We start from the raw sequence: 18,354 nt of genomic DNA on the forward strand, positions 1-18,354 counted from the left end.
ATAGGCTGCCGTCCCGCCTGCCTGCAACGCCGCCAAAAGTGGACCAACCGGGCACGGCGCGCGTACAAGTTTCGAAATGGATGTTGAAAGTGACCGGACCGGGATGTCCCGCGTGAACCAGTTCCAGAGTTTGGCCGAAGGTGCCGTCGCCGTGCTTGAGACCGGCGACACCCGTCAGAAGGCAACGCTCGGCCGCGCCGTTGTCTCCGCCTGGAGAGACGGATCGCTCAGCACTATCGGCTCCGCCGCGCCGCCGGACCGTCCCGCACGTCCGCCCTTGCCGGCCCTGCGGCCACCGCGCGAAGTCCCGAAGCGCAAGATCACGGCCGCACCCACCGGCCGGATCGCCCTGCTGCACGCACTGGCCCATATCGAGCTGAATGCCATCGATCTATCCTGGGACATCATCGCCCGCTATACCGGCCACGATCTGCCGGAAGAGTTCTATACCGACTGGATGAAGGTCGCCGACGACGAGTCGAAACATTTCCTGCTGATCGCAGACCGGCTGGAAGAACTCGGCTCCCATTATGGCGCGCTGAATGCCCATGACGGGCTCTGGGGCGCGGCAACGAAGACCGCGCACGATCTGCTGGCCCGGCTTTCCATCGTCCCGCTGGTGCTCGAAGCGCGTGGCCTCGACGTCACCCCGGCGATGATCACCAAGATGCGCGACGTCGGCGACGAGGCAAGTTCGGACATCCTGCAGATCATCTTCGATGACGAGATCACCCATGTCGCCGTCGGCAAGCGCTGGTTCGACCATGTCTGCGACCGGGAAAGCAAACCCCGGATCGAGACCTGGCAGCATCTGGTCCGCACCCATTTCCGTGGCGGCGTAAAACCGCCCTTCAATATCCCGGCCCGAGAGCTGGCCGGCTTCGCCGCGGCGTTCTATGTCCCGCTCGGTGAGGAGTTTCTGGCCTCGCAGCAGGCTGGCGGCAAAGGCAAGGCATCGTGAGCACGCTGCTGTCGCGCGAGTTCGTTCGCCATTTCGAGGCCTCCCGCGCCCAGGTCTGGGAAGCGCTGGCCGACACGGCTCGCTACAACGAATTCAGCGGACTGCCAAAGCATGATATCCGGGAAGAACCGCAAACGGATGGCAGTGTGCGCTTCTACGCTACCGCCAGGATCGGTATCGTCACGCTCGATTGGGAAGACATTCCGCAGGAATGGTCCGCCGGGAACTGGTTCCGCCATCGCAGACTGTTCCTGAAAGGCCCGTTGAAACAACTCAATGTGCATGTCCGTTTCGAGGACGGCCCAAAGGGCGACGGCTGTACGGTGCATTACCGCACAGATATAGAGCCACGGAACCTGATCGGCGGCATCCTCGCCCGTAACGTCATCTTTCCGGTAAACGAACGGAACTTCTCCCGTACAGGCGACATGGTCGAGATATGGGCAAAGGAACAGATAGAGACACCCTACCCGACCGAACCGCTGGAGCTGGATGAGGCACACAGCCAACGTCTGGAGAATGCGCTCGCCCGGCTCGATGCCTCACGCTACGGGCATGGTCTCGGGCGCCAGCTCGCGGACTGGCTGCTCTCGGCGCAGGAAATCGATCTCATGCATATCCGCCCGCTGCGCCTCGCCCGGCTGTGGGAGGAGAATGAACGGCATGTCATCGAACTCTGTCTGGAAGCAGTGAAGATTGGGCTGCTGGAAAGCCGCTGGGATCTACTTTGCCCACGCTGCAAGGGGGCCAAGCTCTCGGAATCTTCGCTCGACGCACTGCCGCAGGGCGCGCACTGCCCCTCCTGCAATGTCAGCTACGACAGGGATTTCGCCCGCAACGTGGAGCTGACCTTCCAGCCGGCGGCCAGCATCCGTAAGGTGGTGCATGGCGAGTTCTGTCTCTTCGGCCCCATGTCGACACCCCATGTTCGCCTGCAGGTACGGATCGCACCCGGCGGCAGCGAGAGCATCGAGACCATACTCGCACCGGGCTCCTATCGGATCCGGACACTGGAGCCGGGGCCGGAGCAGATCGTCGATTTCTCAGGTGGCAGCTTTCCGACGATAGAGGTTGGTGAGGAAGATATCACAGCGGAAACGGACGGCACGGCCACCGGCTCGGTCACACTGGAGAACCGTTGCCAACGCCCCCGGGTCATAATCGTCGAGGCACGGGACTGGGCCGAGGACGCACTCACAGCCCATCGGGTCACCATCATGCAGGCCTTCCGCCACCTCTTTGCCGAGGATGTGCTGCGTGGCGGCGACGAGGTCGGCATCGCCCATATCACACTAATGTTCACAGATCTCAGCGGCTCCACAGCCCTCTACGAGAAGATCGGCGATGCGCCTGCCTACGGCCTCGTGCGCGAGCATTTCGACTTCCTGTCCCGCATCGTGCGCGAGCATGAGGGCGGGGTGGTGAAGACAATTGGCGACGCGGTGATGGCCTCCTTCGCCGAGCCGGAGAATGGGCTGCGCGCCACGCTCGATATCCGCAGTCACGTGCTGGATTTCAACCGGCAGCATCCCGCCACTCCGATCGGCCTGAAACTCGGTCTGCATACGGGGCCCTGCATCGCCGTGACCCTGAACGGACGGCTCGATTATTTCGGCGGCACCGTCAACATGGCCGCCCGCCTGCAAGGTGAGGCCGGACCGGGCGAGATCGTCATCAGCGAGGCCATCGCCGACGATCCGGCTGCGGCGGAAATTCTCAAATCGCATTGGTTGGAGCAGGATCGCCGCGCTATAAGGGGGTTCAAGAACCCCGTCTCGTTCCGGCGCCTCCCGCCGGAAGACACAGCGCTTAAACCAGAATAAACACGAAAGGCCGCGCACCGATGAGCTCGGACTCTGCCCAGCAATCGAACATTCCGAAGATCGAACCCGAAGAAATCCTCGAAGGCATTCTTGACTGGGTCGAGGCGGAAAGCCCGACCACCGACAAGGACGCGGTCAACAAGGTCGCAGACAAGGTCCAGGGGCTCTATGACGGCCTGGGCCTCGCCATCGAGCGGACACCCGGGCGCGACGGTTACGGCGATATCATCCGGGCCCGGACCGAGAATGCGAGCGGCGAAAAAGGCATCCTCGTGCTCTGCCACATCGACACGGTGCACCCGATCGGCGTGAAGGACGGCGCGTTGAAAATCCGCCGCGAGGGCGACGAGATCTACGGCCCAGGTATCTATGACATGAAGGCGGGCGCCTACCTGCCCTACTACGCTTACCGGCATCTGCAACGCCTCGGCCGCAAGACCAGCCTGCCGGTGACCTTCCTCTATGTTTCCGAGGAAGAGGTCGGCAGCCCGATCTCCCAAGCATTCATCGAGGAAGAAGCACGCAAGGCAAAATACGTGCTGGTCACCGAGCCGGCCCGCGATGGCGGCAAGGTCGTGGTGGCACGCAAGGGCGTCGGCCGTTTCACCATGACCATCACCGGCCGCCCCGCCCATGCGGGTGCCAGATACGAAGACGGCCGCAGTGCGATCAGCGAGTTGGCCAACCAGATCAAGGCTATCGATGCGTTAGTCGATCTCGAGCGCGGGGTGACAACCAATGTCGGCATCATCAGTGGCGGCACCGCCGTCAATGTTGTTGCGCGGGACGTTGTCGCGGAAATCGACCTTCGCGTGCTGACCAAGGCGGACGGCGAGGAAATGACAGCCAAAATCCTCGGCCTGAAGGCCCAGAATCCGGACGTCACTGTCGAGGTTACCGGCGGCATGAACCGCCCGCCGATGGAAGCCACCGATGCCAGCATGAAACTGTTCGAGCATGCCAAGGCCTGCGCGGCCGAAGCCGGGTTCGAGCTTGAAGCCACCGAGACAACCGGTGGCGGCAGCGACGGCAATTTCACCGCAGCCCTTGGCGTCCCCACTCTCGACGGCCTCGGTGCCGACGGTGAAGGCGCCCATACGCTGGACGAGAAGATCTATTTCTCCTCCCTCGAACCCCGCGCGAAGATGTGGGTCCGCCTGCTGGAAACGCTGGAATAGGTAAATGCTCAAACCCGGGGAGCGCAGTATTCGCTCCCCGGCAGGATAAATTAATCAAAAACTCTTCAATCCTGATGCGGACGAATATGAAAAATTGCTTTAGTGATTGTAATCAAAATCAATACATTCCAGATCAAGACAATTAAAGAAAACCCATTAAAAATTGTTTGAATCCATTCATCCACCGCCAAAAGAGACTTCAATACGACCAAACCAACAGAAAACAAAAAAAGACTAATTAACCAATATGATGCCTGCCTAATACCTGATCTAGTTTTTTCAAATGAATTTTTTTCTTCGTATTTTTCCTCTATCTGATTTAACGTCAAATGCAATTGACCCGCCGATGCTAAGGTAATAGCGAGTATAACCCCAAGTATTCCTAAAAATGCCTGCCCCACAAATTCTTTTAAAAATTGATTATTATCACTCAATATTGATGGACTTGACGACGCCAGAGTCAGCACAAGCCCCACACAAACTATAAGAATACAATAAGATATATTCTTGCTCATCTTCGAAAAATCACATTCGCAGCGTGATTTATCACCTCACCTATAGATAGCTCCAACATATCACCCAATCCTAGCTTGACTCGTTCGATTTTTTTGTTTGAATCGTAAGTCTTTCCATCACTTGTGCGCGCTTTAAGCGATCCGCCACCGCGTGTGGTGTAATTTGCGGCGAAGCGAACCCGATCCGTATCCAGCTCAAGCCCTTCTTCACTTTCAATTTGAAGTTTTGCACGGCGTATTTTTTCATTATCACGTAAATTTGCCATTTCTTGATCATAGTCATCATGAATACCAAACATATTTGGGGCTAAAAATTCAAAAGTAACAGCCGTAACCTTTCCTTCATTTTTCTTAGTAAAATCCCAAAATGTCTGTAAATCCGCAACAGGAGCCACTTCGATAAAAAATGGCTCTGATATTCCACTATTATTTATTTTATTTGCCAGCGATTCAAGAAGGCGTAACGGTGTCCCAATAGAACTATCTTTTTGAAAAGCGACTTTTTGCCCATCCCCATGATGCGTCGGATCAATCAAAACAAGAGAAGCATGCCAAGCTTCTCTTTCAGTTTCTGTCAACCCACGTTCAGGCGGTTCATTTTCTTGGACCTTTACGAGACGACCAATTCTGCCAGCGATCAAACCCGGGAATGAATCGTCCTGATCAACAATAGGAACAAAATGGAATATTTCCTTTCTGTGAATGAACTGTATTTGCTGTGAAAACACATCTTGTAACCACGTCTCTCGGTCGAACTCACTACCATCACTGAGTCGTCGCTCTTCCAAGTCGATCTGCGTTGTGTGCAATAGAGATAGGCGTAAAATATCAAACTGCATTTCCTGTCCCGCAATACCATCTTAAGTAGATTTCATAGTAATAACGCCCCCCAAGATAGTGCAAACCAATATGAGAAATAAAAATCCGTACCTACTGCTTTTCATGGACTCCTTCCTATTCTGCCGCCACCGCCGAGGCGAGTTGGTGGGAGACCAACTGGGCGTAGAGCCCGCCCTTCGCCACCAACTCCTCGTGGCTACCTGTTTCGACCAGCGTGCCTTCGCTCAAGACCGCGATCATGTCCGCGTTGCGGATGGTCGAGAGCCGGTGAGCGATGACGATTGTGGTGCGGTCGCTCTGCAACCGATCGAGAGCCTCGCGCACTGCCCGCTCGTTCACCGCATCCAGATGCGAGGTCGCCTCGTCCAGGATCAGCACCGGTGCGTCCTTCAGGAAAGCCCGGGCGATAGCCACCCGCTGGCGCTGCCCCCCGGAAAGGCTGGTTCCCCGCTCACCGACCTTCGTGTCGAGCCCTTCCGGCAACATCTCAACAAGATCTCCGAGCGAGGCATGGCCCACCGCCGCCTCCAGATCTGCCTCGCTGGCATCCGGCCGGGCCAGCATGATATTGGCGCGAAGCGTGTCGTTGAAGAGGTAGGTATCCTGCGCCACAAGCGCGACCCGACCGCGCAGATCGTCCAGCTTGTATTCCTTCAGATCCGTGCCATCCATCAACACCCGGCCAGCGTCCGGATCCCAGAACCGCATCAGCATCTGAGCGAGCGTCGTCTTGCCCGCGCCAGAGGTACCGACCAGCGCCACCGTCTTGCCCGCCGGAATTGTCAGGCTGAAGTCCCGGATGGCCCGGCGGCTCTGCCCCGGATAGCGGAAATCAACGTCTTCCAGCGTAATTGAGACCGCTCCGGAACGGGCCGGAGCGCCGGGGCCGTCCAGCACCGGGACAGGCTCGTTACTGAGGGCATAGACGCGCCTGGTCGAGCCCAGCGTATCGGCGAGCTGTCTGCCGATCTGTGCTATCTCGGAGACCGGCAGGAAGGCGGCCATGGCAAGGATGGTGAGCAGCGGCAGCACGCCTACCGCGATAGCGCCGGACGCCGTCAGCCACGCGCCGGTGACGACCACCGCCAGACCACCGAGACCGGTCAGTGCTTCGAGCAGGCTCTGCTGCGCCGTCAGCTCCCGGAAGAACGGGAGGCGCAGATCGATATGGCGCTGGCCGAGCGCGTCCAGTTTGTCCCCGCGTGCCCCTTCCTGCTGGAAGGCGACGATCTCGCCGAGGCCCTGCACGCTGTCCACCGCGAAAGCGCCAAGCTCACCGGAAGCCTCACGCGCTTCCGAGCCAAGCGTGTCAACCCGGCCACGCATCAGGAACGGGCTGAGGCCAACGGCAATCAGGAACGGCAGCAGAGTCAGGGCCAGCACCGGGTTTTCCATACCGAGCCAGACCAGCACGCCGGCCGGAACCAGAATGGCGACGAAGGCAGGGGCCACCGTGTGGGCGAAGAAGTATTCCACCAGCTCGATATCGTGTGTGACCAGCGTCATCAGGTCCCCGGTGCGACGCCGGACCAGATAGGCCGGAGCCAGCGCGTCCAGCTTGCGGAAGGTATCGATCCGCATTTCGGCCAGCAGCCGGAAGGCCATGTCATGGGCAAGCCAGGATTCCAGCCAGTGCAGCACGCCGGACAGCGGCGCGACCACCGCCAGCCCCCAGAGATAGGGTGTGAAATCAGTGCCATTCTTCAGGGCCAGCACGACAAAGGCGCTGAGCACGCCGACGCCGATAAAGCCGAGTACCCGGAGCACACCGAAGAGGAAGGTAAGAACCAGTTTGCCTTTCCACGGCATGATGACTTTCATCAGCTCGGTGACAACCTCGGTCCAGCTCAGGCCTTCCGCCTTGATGATGCCTTCTGTCGGCGCCTGCATGGCACCGCCCGGAACATCGGCAAGGCTTTCAGCCGCAGGCTTTACCGTATCGTCGCGGACCACAGGCTCCGCTGCTTCGGCGGCTTCCGCCTCGCGGGCCTGCTCTGCCATCAGCCCGGCATAGAGCCCGCCTGCTTTCATCAAAGCGCCGTGAGGGCCTTCCTCGGCCACCTTGCCCTCGTTCAGCACCAGAATGCGGTCACAATCGATCACGCTGGAAAGACGGTGCGCCAGAACCAGCGTGGTCCGGCCCTTCATCAACCGGTTGAGCGCGTCCTGAATGACCGCTTCGTTCTCCGCATCCACCGCCGACAAAGCCTCGTCGAGAATCAGGATCGGGGTGTCGCGCAGCAGGGCACGAGCAATCGCCATACGCTGCCGTTGGCCGCCGGAGAGCTTGATCCCGCGCTCGCCGATCACTGTCTGATAGCCCTCGGGCAGGCCTTCGATAAAGTCGTGAATATTGGCGGCACGGGCGGCGGAGACCACGGAGGCGTGATCCGCCTCGGGCCGACCCATGCGGATGTTTTCCTCCACCGTGCCGTGGAATAGGAAGGTGTCCTGGTTCACCACCGAGATCATCGAGCGGATCTGCTCGAAGGACAGCGCATCAAGCGGCTTGCCCCCAAGCAGGATGCGGCCCTCGGTTGGATCGAAGAAGCGCAGCAGCAGACGGACGACCGACGACTTGCCGCAACCGCTTGGGCCGACAAGACCGATCCGCTCTCCCGGCTTCACCGCGAAACTGAGCCCGTCATGCACGGTGCGCGGCGCGCCCGGATAATGGAAACCGACATCTTCGAAGGTGATCGACGCCTCAAGCGATGCGGTGCCGGACGCCACCGCATCCACTACGTCCGGCTCGCCGTCCAGCACCCTATAGATGCCCTTGGCGGCGGACAGCCCGACCATGCCTTCATGCAGTACATTGCGCAGCTCGCGCATCGGCCGGAACACCTCGACGCCGAGCATCATGATAACCAGCAGAGACGTCAGCTCAAGCTGCCCTTCGGTCACCCGGTACGCACCAAGACCGAGCGCGGCGGCGGCACCGCAGGCAATCGAGCTGTCGGTGATGCCACGGGCAAGCACGTTGCCGCTCAGCACCCACATGGTGCTGCGGAACACTTCCCGCGCTTTCACTTCAAGCGTGTCGCCACGCGCCTTGCTCTGGCCGAAAGCCTTCAGGGTTGCAAGGCCCTGCAGGGAATCCAGAAACTCGGCGGCGAAGGAAGAATAGGCTTCCTGCCGGCGGCGTGCGCTGCGTTCGTTCGAGCTGTGCCAGAGCGCCGGTGCAAACACCGCGAGCAACGCGAACACGAGCATGACCAGCGCTACCGGAAGATCGATCCAGGCGACGAAGGCGAAGATCAGCAGCGGTGCCAGCAGGGAGACCGCAAGCTGCGGCAGATACTGTCCGAAATAGACTTCCAGCCGGTCCACAGCATCGGTCAAGGCCAGCGTGATGGCACCGGACCGTTCCCGCCCGACATACGCCGGGCCGAGGCTGGCCAGCTTGTCATAGACCTTCCGGCGCAGACTGACCTGCACCTTGGCCGCCGTCTCGTGCGCCACCATGTTACGCCATTGCTCGACCCAGCCACGGGCGATCATCACCAGCGCGATACCGGCGATAGAGGGCCAGAGATCTTCCAGCGCGTCGCCGGAGAAGATCCGGCCGATCAGCCAACCCAGAAGGCCGAGCCGGGCGACACCGAGACTGACCCCCAGCAAGCCGATCAGGATGGCCCATGAAATCCGGCCGCGAACCCCTTCGGTGAACTGCCACAGTCTGGTTTCGAAATGCATGATGATTTCCCTTCGGACGGTCCGGACCGGCTGGCCCTTATTCCAATCGGGATCAGAATATCCGAAAGATAATATTCCGAGACTGGACAAATTTCGCATCGCAGCGAACAATTTTGTACCGCCACATTGCGAGCCACTCGCATTAAGGTACCGCCATGCTGACCGATTGGGACGATTACCGGGTATTTCTGACCCTAGCGCGCGAGCGGAGCCTGACGGCGGCCGCGAAGGCGCTCAATGTCAGCCACCCGACCGTGGCCCGGCGGGTAAAGTCGCTGGAAGAGGCCATCGGCGCCCGCCTGTTCGACCGGCTACCGGATGGCTATGTGCTGACACCCGCCGCCGAGCAATTGCTGTCCGACGTGCAGGCAATGGACGATGCGGCGCAGGCCATCGAGCGGCGCAGCCTCGGCCTGACGGACACGGCACGCGGCACGGTGCGGATATCTGTCGGCGAGCACATGATGCATTTTCTGACCCAGCACCTCGCCCAGTTGCGCGACCGGCTGCCGGAAATCGAGATCGAACTGCACGTGACCCACCTGATGGCCAACCTGTCCCGGCGGGAAGCGGATATCTCCATCCGCGAGGTGGTGCCGGATGCGGCGGATCTGGTCACGCGCCGGATCGGCCGGTTCCATTATGCCGTCTACGGCACGCCTCAGCTTGTCGGTCAGATCGGTGGTTCCGGGAAAGATGCGGATGCGTTGAACGGCTCCCTCGCCTACCTGCCATGGATCGGTTTCGACGAGGAACATCACTACATGCCGGGGCAAGCCTGGCTCCGGCAGGTGCTCGGCAATCGCAGCCCGGTGGTGCGGGCCAATAACGGCAACAGTCTGCATCTCGCGGTAAGTGCCGGTGCCGGGGTCACGGTCCTGCCCTGCTTCATCGGCGATGCGGACCGCAACCTGGTCCGCGCCACTCCGGTTCTCGAAGACGTGGTCGCCGACCAGTGGATGCTGGTGCATCGCGACCTGCGCACCCTGCCCCGCGTCCGCGCCATGATGGACGAGCTGGCGCGGTTGTTTCAGATGGAGAAACCGGCGCTGGAAGGGTCCGCGGGGTAACGTGCTCTTCTCGCCCACACAGTCGTCACCCCGACGCAGGTCGGGGTCTATGGAGGACGCGCGCCACCCCATGATCGGTGGATCCCGACCTGCGTCGGGATGACGATTGAAGCTCGGGATTAGTAAAGCGCTTCCTTGTAACGCTCGACCATCTGCTCCTGGCTTTCGCCATCGTCCTTCAGACCGAGCTGATCCATGATCATCTTGCCGAGGGTCGGCAGCGTCGAGCGTTCGATCTGTACCTCCGGATCCCAGAGCCGGGAGCGCATCAGCGCCTTGGCGCAATGCAGGAAGGCAAGGTCGACCTTGATCTTCAGCACGGTGGCCGGAAGCCGCTTCTTCATCTCAAAGCCGGCAAGCAGCTCCGCATCGTCACGAATCTCGGCGGTGCCGCGAATGCGCAAGGTCTCATCAACGCCGGGGATCAGGAAGATCACCGAGCATGTCGGGTTCGAGAGGATATTCGTCAATGAATCAAGACGATTATTCCCCGGCCGGTCAGGAATCATGATGGTGTTGCTATCTGGAACCGCAACGAAACCCGGCCCGTCACCACGCGGCGTGATGTCGACCACACCGTCCCCGTTGTGGGTCGCCAACAGCAGGAAGGGAGAGAGTTCGATGAAGCGCTTGCAGTGCGGGTCCAGCGCGCTCAGCTCCTTCTCGACCGCGCGCCCAGCGGCAGGCCGATAGATTTCGCGCAGCGCCTCGACCGTTTCGATCTTTGCCATAACTTCCGTCCGGGTAAGCAACTGGGGCGCACATGCTGCTCTGCCGAGACTTTGACGTCAACTGGGCGTCGTCAACTCCGCCGGCACAACACCGTATCGCGGAGAAATCCGTCTCCACTCGTGCTCATACCGTTCATGGTGCGGAGACTGCTAACGGACCGGTCATGCCGCAAGCCGGGTCATTTTCCGGCGCAGGTAACACACGTGGTGACGGCGGGATCGAGCTCCAGCCGCTTCAGCGGAATTTCCTCACCGCAGGAAACGCAATAACCGAAATCCTCATCCTCTATACGGGCCAGAGCGGACGCAATGCGCCGCAGTTCCACCCCGCGGCGCCGTTCCGTTTCCTTGGCCATGGCTTGTCCCTGCAATGCATCCATACGAGAGAGGCGCCCGACCCGGCTCTGGTCGAGCTCGACCGGGTCCGTATCTCCCGATGCTGCTTGCATAACCGCTTTCAGCTCAGCGCGCCGAGCGAGCAAGAGATCGCGGAACTGGTCAAAATCGAACGCCATAGAAATGATCGTACAACGTGCATAATCAGTAAACCAGCTGATCGTCACCACCGGAGCCGCCGATCACAAGCTCGCCTCTGTCGGCGAGGTCCTTCGCAGCCGTCACCATGGCAGTCTGCGCGTCCTCAACATCCTTCAGGCGCATCGGGCCGAGCGACTGCATGTCCTCGCGCAGCAACTTGGCCGCACGTTCGGACATGTTGGAGAAGAACAGATCCTTCAACTCCTCCGACGCGCCCTTCAGCGCGATGGTGAGCTTGTCCTTGTCGAGCGCGCGGAGCAGCGTCTGCACACCCGCCGGGTCGACGCGGGAAAGATCCTCGAAGGTGAACATCAGGCTGCGGATCTTCTCGGCGCTGTCCTTGTTGCGCTCTTCCAGCGCGGACAGGAAGCGGGACTCGGTCGCCCGATCCAGATTATTGAAGATCTCCGCCATCATCTCGTGACTGTCGCGCCGGTTGGTGCGGGCGAGGTTCGACATAAACTCGGTGCGCAGCACGCGCTCCACGTCTTTCTCGATGTCCTTGTTCACCGCTTCCATGCGGAGCATCCGCATGACGACTTCCATCGCGAAGTTTTCCGGCAGGATCGACAGCACCTTGCCGGCATGGGCCTGGCCGATTTTGCCAAGGATCACGGCGACGGTCTGCGGATATTCATTCTTCAGGAAGTTCGCGAGAACCTGCTCGTTCACATTGGCGAGCTTGTCCCACATGGTCCGGCCGGCCGGACCACGGATCTCCTCCATGATATCGCCGACGCGGTCTCCGCCGAGCACCTTGGTCAGCAGCCGCTCGGTCGAATCCATGGAGCCGACGAGAGAACCGGTCGAGGAAACCTGTTCGGCGAATTCGACAAAGAGGCGTTCGACGATGTTGGAGCTGACGGTTCCGAGCCCCGCCATAACCTGGGAGACTTCCTTGATTTCTTCATCATCGAGAAGGGCAAACAATTTACCTGCCTGCTCCTCGCCGAGCGACATTAGCAGGATGGCAGACTTCTCAGGGCCGGTGATGCCCCGATAATCCTCTCGAACCCGCATTCCCATGGTAGCCGTCCTCAAAAAGGCATCAGTCAAGATAAATCGGTGAATCTTAACATGAAGCGCTGGAGGCCTGAACCCATTAACAACAATTCTATCAAGGAGAATATCTGCTCATATTAACGCGAAAACCGGCCGTCGATGGATTTACCATATCTTCAGGGTTGCGGGCCTAATGTCGGATTACTCGGAAAAATTTGCGCTCATTGCAGTGCGCATTTGCCGTTTGCCCCATTCAGAAGGCTTTGACCACCATGACTGTCCAGCAGTTGACCACAAAAGACCGATTGAAAACGATGCTTGCAAGCGGATCCCGTCCACTCGGCGGACAACTGCAATTTCTCGGTCTCGACGAAGTGAAGCAGCAGCTGGGTGATCGGTGGGCGACAAAAAAGGACTTCATCCGTTCATTGTGCCAACGGACAGTCAAACCGCATATCGGCAAATCCGACCTTTGCCTGGAATATGGTGAACTCGGCTTCGTCATCCTGTTCGGCGAGCTCGATGATGAAACAGCGACGATCAAGTGCGGCCTGATCAAAGCGGAGATTCTTCGCCAGTTGAAAGGCGACGATGAGCTTGCCAGCCTCAATGTTCAGACATCGGTCGGGGATTTGGCGACTGGAGGCACGAGCAGCGCGAGCCTTGCGGACCTGATCGAGAAAGCCGTGAGCAGCAAAGCAGAGAAGCCGATCGATCCGCGAGCTGATGATGCTCCCGAAAGCATGACGCACGACTCTCCCCCGGCCGAGGTGTTTGACTATTCCGAGAAACAGAAAGCCAATTTCCAGCAGGCGCAATGGGCCTCGATCAAATCGACCCTGCAGCCTGGATCAGATCCCTTCAACTTCCAGGGAGAGGAACAGCACATTGGCCTCGGCGAAGTAGATTTCGGCTTCCTGCCTCTGGTCAATCAGAAGAGCGGAGTCATTTCGATTTTTCATTGCGCTGCGGTTCGCCTCGATTCTTTTGACAGAATCATCAACGGGCATGACGTGCTCACGGACAGTGCCAACGAGAAATCCGCCATCGAACTGGATCTGTTGACCCTTGCCCGCGCAAAAATCGGCCTGATGGACATGACCATGCGCAAACGGATTGCGCTGGTTTCCATTCCGCTCAGTTACGCCACCCTGTCGCGCCCGCGCGCCAGACAGGATTTTCTGGCCGCATTAAAAACGGTCCCAACAGAATTGCAGCGTTATCTGGTCGTCACCCTGACTGGCTTTCCGGACGGCGTTCCGACAGGCACGCTCGCAGAATACGTCCATCTGATCAAAAACAATGTCAGGGGGGTCGCCGCCCGTGTTCTTCCGGGGACGAGCAGCTTGAAATCGCTTAAGGAAGCTGGCGTCCAGATTGTCGGGTTCAAGTTTCCGGAGGCCGAGCCAGTCTCTGCGAAAATGGCGGAGACCATGCTCACTTTCAAAAAGAACGCGAGCAAGTTCGGCCTCAGTACTTTTGTCCGGAACCTGAAACGGAAAGACCTGGTCCGCGCGGCGATAGATCTTGAGTATGACTATTTCAGCGGGCCCGCCATCGCCGATCTTTCCGATTATGTTGGCCCGGTCAGAGATGTCGACCTTTCAGCCTTCTGACCGGTACCGCTTCCCCGCGTCAGTGTGCGAAGATCACCGGAATATCCGCCTGATCGAGGATCTGGCGGGTCGCGCCGCCAAAGATCAGCTGGGTCAGCCGGCTCTGCGTATAGGCGCCCTTCAGCATCAGATCCGCGCCAAGATCGCGCGAAATCTCGACCATCTTGGCTCCCGGCCCGTTCGGCGCCTCGCTCTTGTGCTGCTCAGCCTTGATACCGTGGCCGGCAAGATACTTCTGCAGGGCCTTGCCATCCGGCCCTGAGGCGTACCAGCCCTCAAGCTCAACGATATGAACCGCCTTGGCGGAACATAGGATCGGCAGGCTCTGCCCGATCAGCCGCGCCGTTTCGGTGCTCCGGTTCCAGGCGACCACAACCGTATCCCCAAACGGCTTGTCCCAACCTTCTGGCGTCAGCATGACCGGACGGCCGCCTTCGAACAGGGCCATCTCGAACAGGGTCTGCCAGTGCGGGCTTCGGGTTGCCCGCGCCACCACGGTAAGATCAAAAACGCGCGACTCCTCGCCAACCTGACGCCAGTTCGACAGACGCTGCAACTCGACGGAAACCCTGCCCCCAAGATCGGCCGGCAGCGTCTGCTTCGCGGCAAGGAACTGAGCCTCTGCCTGCTCCCGCTGCGCGGCAACCTCCTCATCAATTCCCTCGTAAGACACCACACCGCCGCTCATTGGATCGACAATCACCGGATCCGGCAGGCGCGGGTAGAACAAGGCAGTGACTTGACCGTCAAACCGGCTGGCAAAGCGGGTAGCGGCCGAAATCGGCGCCACATCGGCATTGTCGGCCCCGAACGGGAGAAGGATTTGTTTCATTGAATGCGTCCCCTTTTCATACCGCAGCCTAGGCCGATCACGGCGCCGAATAAAGACCCAAGCGGCAAAGAAAGCATAGCAGAAGTGCGGAAACCGACTCTAACCCAAACTGCCCGTCGCATCGTTCAATGACCAGTCATAGGCATAGCCTACAGCGACGTTGTCCTTCAGCATCCGGCGCAGCCGCGGCAATGCGTAAAGACGAAGGTGCGCCAGTATGGCGCTGCGAGAGCCGCCAAGATCATCCGCATACCATTCATAGAGACGCGAGAGAGTTGCCATCCTACCGTCGGCCCAGACGCCGCGCGGGTGATTGACGAAATCGAGCGCCTGCTCGTCAAGTAGCCTGTCGACGTTGGCGCCGGTGAACCCTTGCGCCAACAGGCCTGGTGATCCGACCGCGCCGTAACAAAGTCCGTAATGCACGCGGCCGTCGCGCCAATAAGCGCGGAGAATGCCGTTGCGGATATCGGTGAGACTGAGACGACGCCCCTCGACCTCGATGATCGGCCTGTCCCACGGGGTTCCGTTGCCGAAATCGATGTCACGCACCGACAGCACGAGATAAGCCCGGGCGATCAGGCGCACCACCAGGGCATTGTGCAGATTGAGCCAGAAAGCATATTGCTCCGGGCGGTCCAGAGTGTGGACCGGAGTTGCGGCCAGCGTCCCTAGATACGTATCGAGCAACTCCCATTCCGCAGTCGGGATCTCACCATAGGGCAGCATCGGAACATGGTCCGACCTCAGCCTCCGGTATTTGGAGAGGAACCTGTCCCAGAGGCGATGATCGACCAACCGGCGCGAGCCCGCCACATGCGGCCGCCAATCCTCCAGCGGCCGCACAGGTCCCGGCGTGAAAGGCCGTTCTGACCGGGAGGAACCTCCGGCACAGCCGCCGAGTACTACAGCAAGAACGCCGCCGATCGTCACCTCGCGGCGGGTCGGTCCGGGCCTTGAGGTCACGGGACGGTCGACATCTGAACCGATCCGATCCCTTCGACTTCATAGAAGAAGTGCTCTCCCGCATTTGGAAAGCGGGTTTTCAGGGTGGACCCTGTCATCACGATCATCCCGGCTTCCAGCGCTCGTCCCTGGGCGGACAGCGTGTTGGCAGCCCAGGCCAGAGCGGTCAGCGGGTTGCCGAGCGCCGCGCCGGTTGTCGCGGTCTCTGTTTCCGCACCGGCTTCCAGACGCGTCGGCGTGGCGGTCAGATCAAAACCGCGCCAGTCCATCACCGGCTCACCCAGCACAACGCCGCCGGACCAGGCATTATCGGCCACCAGCGATTTCGCATCGAAATTCTCGTAAACCGCGTTGCGGTCCTCGATAAGCTCGAAAGCCGGTATCACGGCGTCTACGAATGGCGCGATCGACGTCGCATCGTAAGATCCGGGAGGGACCGTGCGGCCAAGCCGCAGCGCCAGCTCGAATTCAATGCCGACATGCTGGAACCCGGCCAAGGAGACCTCCGCTGGCGACGGCACCACTGTATCGTCGAAGATCGCGCCGAGCAGTGGATGATCAACACCGACAAAGGCCTGCATCGCGGCAGAGGTCAGCGCGATCTTGTATCCCGCTATGCTGGCGCCGCTGCGCTCCTGACGCATGGAGACAAACGCCTCCTGGGCCCTGTAGGCCTCTGCAATGTCTGACAGCGCCAGTTCCCCTGAAAGCGCCACATACGGCACGCAGCCCGCATGCTCATCCAGCAGATGCCGGGCCACGGCCCGCTCCTTCTCCAAATCCCTGCCGGCCTCGGCCATGGTGGTCTCCTCCTTCTTCTCGTTCAGGCGCAAGTCTCCCCGATACCGGGCCGTCCCTCAAGCACGTGCTACGCTTGACGGCAAGTCCGTTCGTGACACAGTCCACACAAAGGATTCCGGGCATCGGGTTTTGGGGGAGCCGTAATGGCGCAGGAAAAGACTCAACAAGAAACACAATCGTCGGCTTTCGAGGCCCACACCCCGGCCCGGATCGCCGAACTTGTCGAGACATCCGGCATCGGCAAGGCTCGGCTCCCTGCCCTCAAGATCCTACTCCTCGCCGTTCTCGCGGGGGCCTTCATCTCCCTCGGAGCGATGGTCTTCACAGTCACCGTCACGGGCAGCGAACTCGGTCTAGGCCCGACCCGGCTGCTCGGCGGGATAGCCTTTTCTCTCGGCCTCATCCTGGTCGTTGTCGGCGGTGCCGAGCTTTTCACCGGGAACAGCCTGATGGTCATGGCCTGGGTCGATGGCAAGGTCGGCACGAAAGGCCTCATCCGAAACTGGAGCCTTGTCTATCTCGGCAACCTCGCCGGGGCCGTCACCACCGCCTTCATTGCCTGGCGCGCCGGCGTGCTCGAGATCGGGGGCGGCGCGGTTCTGGAAACCGCAACCCGGATCGCCATTGGAAAACTCGAACTTTCATTCGAACAATCCTTCTGGCGCGGCCTCCTGTGTAACGTTCTGGTTTGCCTCGCCGTCTGGCTCTGCATAGCGGCCCGCACAGTCTCCGGCAAAATTCTCGCCATCCTGTTCCCGATCAGCGCATTCGTCGCCATCGGCCTCGAGCATTCCATCGCCAATATGTACTTTCTGCCCCTCGCCGCTTTTTCGGGAATTCCCGAAGCAAGCCTCATGCGAATCGCAGGTAATCTGCTGCCGGTCACTCTCGGCAACATGGTCGGGGGCGGAGTATTCGTGGCCTTGATTTATTGGATGATCTACCGCCGCCCTTAGGGGTTTTTAAACCAATAATATGGTAATTTATCAGCGACATAGACGAATGCGGGCATAAAAAACAGACCGGCGCCGAGAATCAAGGCGCAATGAGTGCGCATTATTTTCTGGAAATTGATTTCGTTCGAACTTATTTACTAAGTCATTGAGATGTAACCCGTGCGGGAAAGGTGCGAGGCGGCCGATATGGTCATCAAAGGTAAGGTGAAGAAATCGATCAAGAAGCAGATACGCCACCAGGGCTTTGCCGAGGTGGATCTGACGCTTGACCAGATTCAGAAACTTAACCTGATCAATGACGACCGCGGCATGGACCGGGAAAACGAACGGTTCTGGAAGCTGGTCCGCGCCATCCGGGATCACGGCTACGCATCATCCGACCCGCTCCACATCTTCTATCTCGACGACAGCTTCGTGCTTGTCGATGGCGGCCACCGTTTGACCGCCGCCCGAAAGGTGGCGGAAGAATGGCTGTCAAACCTGTTCCGGGAAAAGGTCCACTATATCAGCTGCCTGGTGACAGAAGGCCCGCTGCAGGATGTCTCGGACAACGACAACCGCTCCCTGCCTGCCTGACCGACCAAGATTCCGCTCACTTAGCCAGCCGCGCCCCATTGGCAATCGTGGCCCGCTCCTGTATCAGTTCGCCTAGGCGGCCCCGTAGCTCAGCAGGATAGAGCGACAGATTCCTAATCTGTAGGTCACTGGTTCGAATCCAGTCGGGGTCACCACTTTTCTTCTCATACAATCCAACGCGAAAACCGAGTCTGAATCATAATCTCTAGGGGTGCCAGAGATTGATGTGGAGTGGTCACGTCAGGCGCTGG

The 18,354-nt window shown here is 59.7% G+C and carries 16 protein-coding genes and 1 tRNA gene; 8 read left to right on the plus strand and 9 right to left on the minus strand.

Translation table 11 applies throughout. From position 1 onward, the window contains the following. Positions 1–76 precede the first annotated feature (76 nt). From VOI22_RS09375 to VOI22_RS09385, 3 genes are read left to right on the plus strand one after another with little or no spacing between them, the layout of a single operon-like run. A complete protein-coding gene (locus VOI22_RS09375; RefSeq protein ID WP_323796237.1) occupies positions 77–961 on the plus strand; it encodes a ferritin-like domain-containing protein in 885 nt (294 codons plus the stop codon). Continuing rightward, positions 958–2,784, plus strand: coding sequence for an adenylate/guanylate cyclase domain-containing protein (locus VOI22_RS09380; RefSeq protein ID WP_323796238.1), 1,827 nt, complete (start codon positions 958–960; stop codon positions 2,782–2,784). Before VOI22_RS09375 ends, VOI22_RS09380 begins: the two co-directional genes overlap by 4 nt. Before the next feature lie 20 nt (positions 2,785–2,804). Then, positions 2,805–3,962, plus strand: coding sequence for a M20 family metallopeptidase (locus VOI22_RS09385; protein ID WP_323796239.1), 1,158 nt, complete (start codon positions 2,805–2,807; stop codon positions 3,960–3,962). A 65-nt stretch (positions 3,963–4,027) separates the two neighbouring features. On the opposite strand, the gene VOI22_RS09390 is transcribed toward VOI22_RS09385, so the two are convergent. The 3 genes from VOI22_RS09390 to VOI22_RS09400 form a co-directional block, all read right to left on the minus strand. Further along, the gene (locus tag VOI22_RS09390) at positions 4,028–4,477 is read right to left on the minus strand and encodes a hypothetical protein (protein ID WP_323796240.1); all 450 of its coding nucleotides are present in this window, start codon (positions 4,475–4,477) and stop codon (positions 4,028–4,030) included. After that, complete coding sequence (locus tag VOI22_RS09395) at positions 4,474–5,316, minus strand: hypothetical protein (RefSeq protein ID WP_323796241.1); 843 nt, start codon at positions 5,314–5,316, stop codon at positions 4,474–4,476. The genes VOI22_RS09390 and VOI22_RS09395 overlap by 4 nt, the downstream gene beginning before the upstream one ends. 115 nt (positions 5,317–5,431) lie before the next feature. After that, entirely contained in the window at positions 5,432–9,016 is a 3,585-nt protein-coding gene (locus VOI22_RS09400) for an ABC transporter ATP-binding protein (RefSeq protein ID WP_323796242.1), read from the minus strand. 155 nt (positions 9,017–9,171) lie between these two features. Between VOI22_RS09400 and VOI22_RS09405 the strand changes: the two genes are divergently transcribed. Next, positions 9,172–10,086, plus strand: a complete 915-nt coding sequence (locus VOI22_RS09405) for a LysR family transcriptional regulator (RefSeq protein WP_323796243.1) — start codon at positions 9,172–9,174, stop codon at positions 10,084–10,086. A 119-nt stretch (positions 10,087–10,205) separates the two neighbouring features. On the opposite strand, the gene VOI22_RS09410 is transcribed toward VOI22_RS09405, so the two are convergent. From VOI22_RS09410 to fliG, 3 genes are all read right to left on the minus strand, one after another. Then, positions 10,206–10,817, minus strand: a complete 612-nt coding sequence (locus tag VOI22_RS09410) for a pyridoxamine 5'-phosphate oxidase family protein (protein ID WP_323796244.1) — start codon at positions 10,815–10,817, stop codon at positions 10,206–10,208. 179 nt (positions 10,818–10,996) lie between these two features. Beyond that, positions 10,997–11,332 (minus strand): TraR/DksA family transcriptional regulator, encoded by a 336-nt coding sequence (locus tag VOI22_RS09415; protein ID WP_323796245.1) that lies wholly within the window; start codon positions 11,330–11,332, stop codon positions 10,997–10,999. A 25-nt stretch (positions 11,333–11,357) separates the two neighbouring features. Further along, positions 11,358–12,380: a flagellar motor switch protein FliG gene (gene fliG, locus VOI22_RS09420; RefSeq protein WP_323796246.1), complete on the minus strand. Its 1,023-nt coding sequence runs from the start codon at positions 12,378–12,380 to the stop codon at positions 11,358–11,360. A gap of 290 nt (positions 12,381–12,670) precedes the next feature. Between fliG and VOI22_RS09425 the strand changes: the two genes are divergently transcribed. Continuing rightward, positions 12,671–13,972 (plus strand): hypothetical protein, encoded by a 1,302-nt coding sequence (locus VOI22_RS09425; protein ID WP_323796247.1) that lies wholly within the window; start codon positions 12,671–12,673, stop codon positions 13,970–13,972. A gap of 19 nt (positions 13,973–13,991) precedes the next feature. Here VOI22_RS09425 and VOI22_RS09430 read toward each other — a convergent pair whose 3' ends face one another. The 3 genes from VOI22_RS09430 to VOI22_RS09440 all read right to left on the minus strand — a co-directional run bounded on the left by VOI22_RS09430 (position 13,992) and on the right by VOI22_RS09440 (position 16,570). After that, positions 13,992–14,804 carry a universal stress protein gene (locus VOI22_RS09430; protein ID WP_323796248.1) on the minus strand — a complete coding sequence of 271 codons (813 nt, stop codon included), beginning with the start codon at positions 14,802–14,804 and terminating at the stop codon, positions 13,992–13,994. A 99-nt stretch (positions 14,805–14,903) separates the two neighbouring features. After that, positions 14,904–15,770, minus strand: a complete 867-nt coding sequence (locus tag VOI22_RS09435) for a DUF547 domain-containing protein (RefSeq protein WP_323796249.1) — start codon at positions 15,768–15,770, stop codon at positions 14,904–14,906. Further along, entirely contained in the window at positions 15,767–16,570 is an 804-nt protein-coding gene (locus VOI22_RS09440) for a 2-keto-4-pentenoate hydratase (protein WP_323796250.1), read from the minus strand. The genes VOI22_RS09435 and VOI22_RS09440 overlap by 4 nt, the downstream gene beginning before the upstream one ends. Positions 16,571–16,714: 144 nt before the next feature. On the opposite strand from VOI22_RS09440, the gene VOI22_RS09445 reads away from it, so the two are divergent. The 3 genes from VOI22_RS09445 to VOI22_RS09455 all read left to right on the plus strand — a co-directional run bounded on the left by VOI22_RS09445 (position 16,715) and on the right by VOI22_RS09455 (position 18,258). Continuing rightward, on the plus strand, positions 16,715–17,527 hold the full coding sequence (locus VOI22_RS09445) for a formate/nitrite transporter family protein (RefSeq protein WP_323796251.1): 813 nt from the start codon (positions 16,715–16,717) through the stop codon (positions 17,525–17,527). 186 nt (positions 17,528–17,713) lie between these two features. Further along, positions 17,714–18,103: a ParB N-terminal domain-containing protein gene (locus VOI22_RS09450; RefSeq protein ID WP_323796252.1), complete on the plus strand. Its 390-nt coding sequence runs from the start codon at positions 17,714–17,716 to the stop codon at positions 18,101–18,103. A gap of 78 nt (positions 18,104–18,181) precedes the next feature. After that, positions 18,182–18,258: transfer RNA gene (locus tag VOI22_RS09455), tRNA-Arg, on the plus strand. Positions 18,259–18,354: the final 96 nt, after the last annotated feature.

The sequence above is a fragment of the Nisaea sp. genome (assembly GCF_034670185.1).
GTDB lineage: Bacteria > Pseudomonadota > Alphaproteobacteria > Thalassobaculales > Thalassobaculaceae > Nisaea.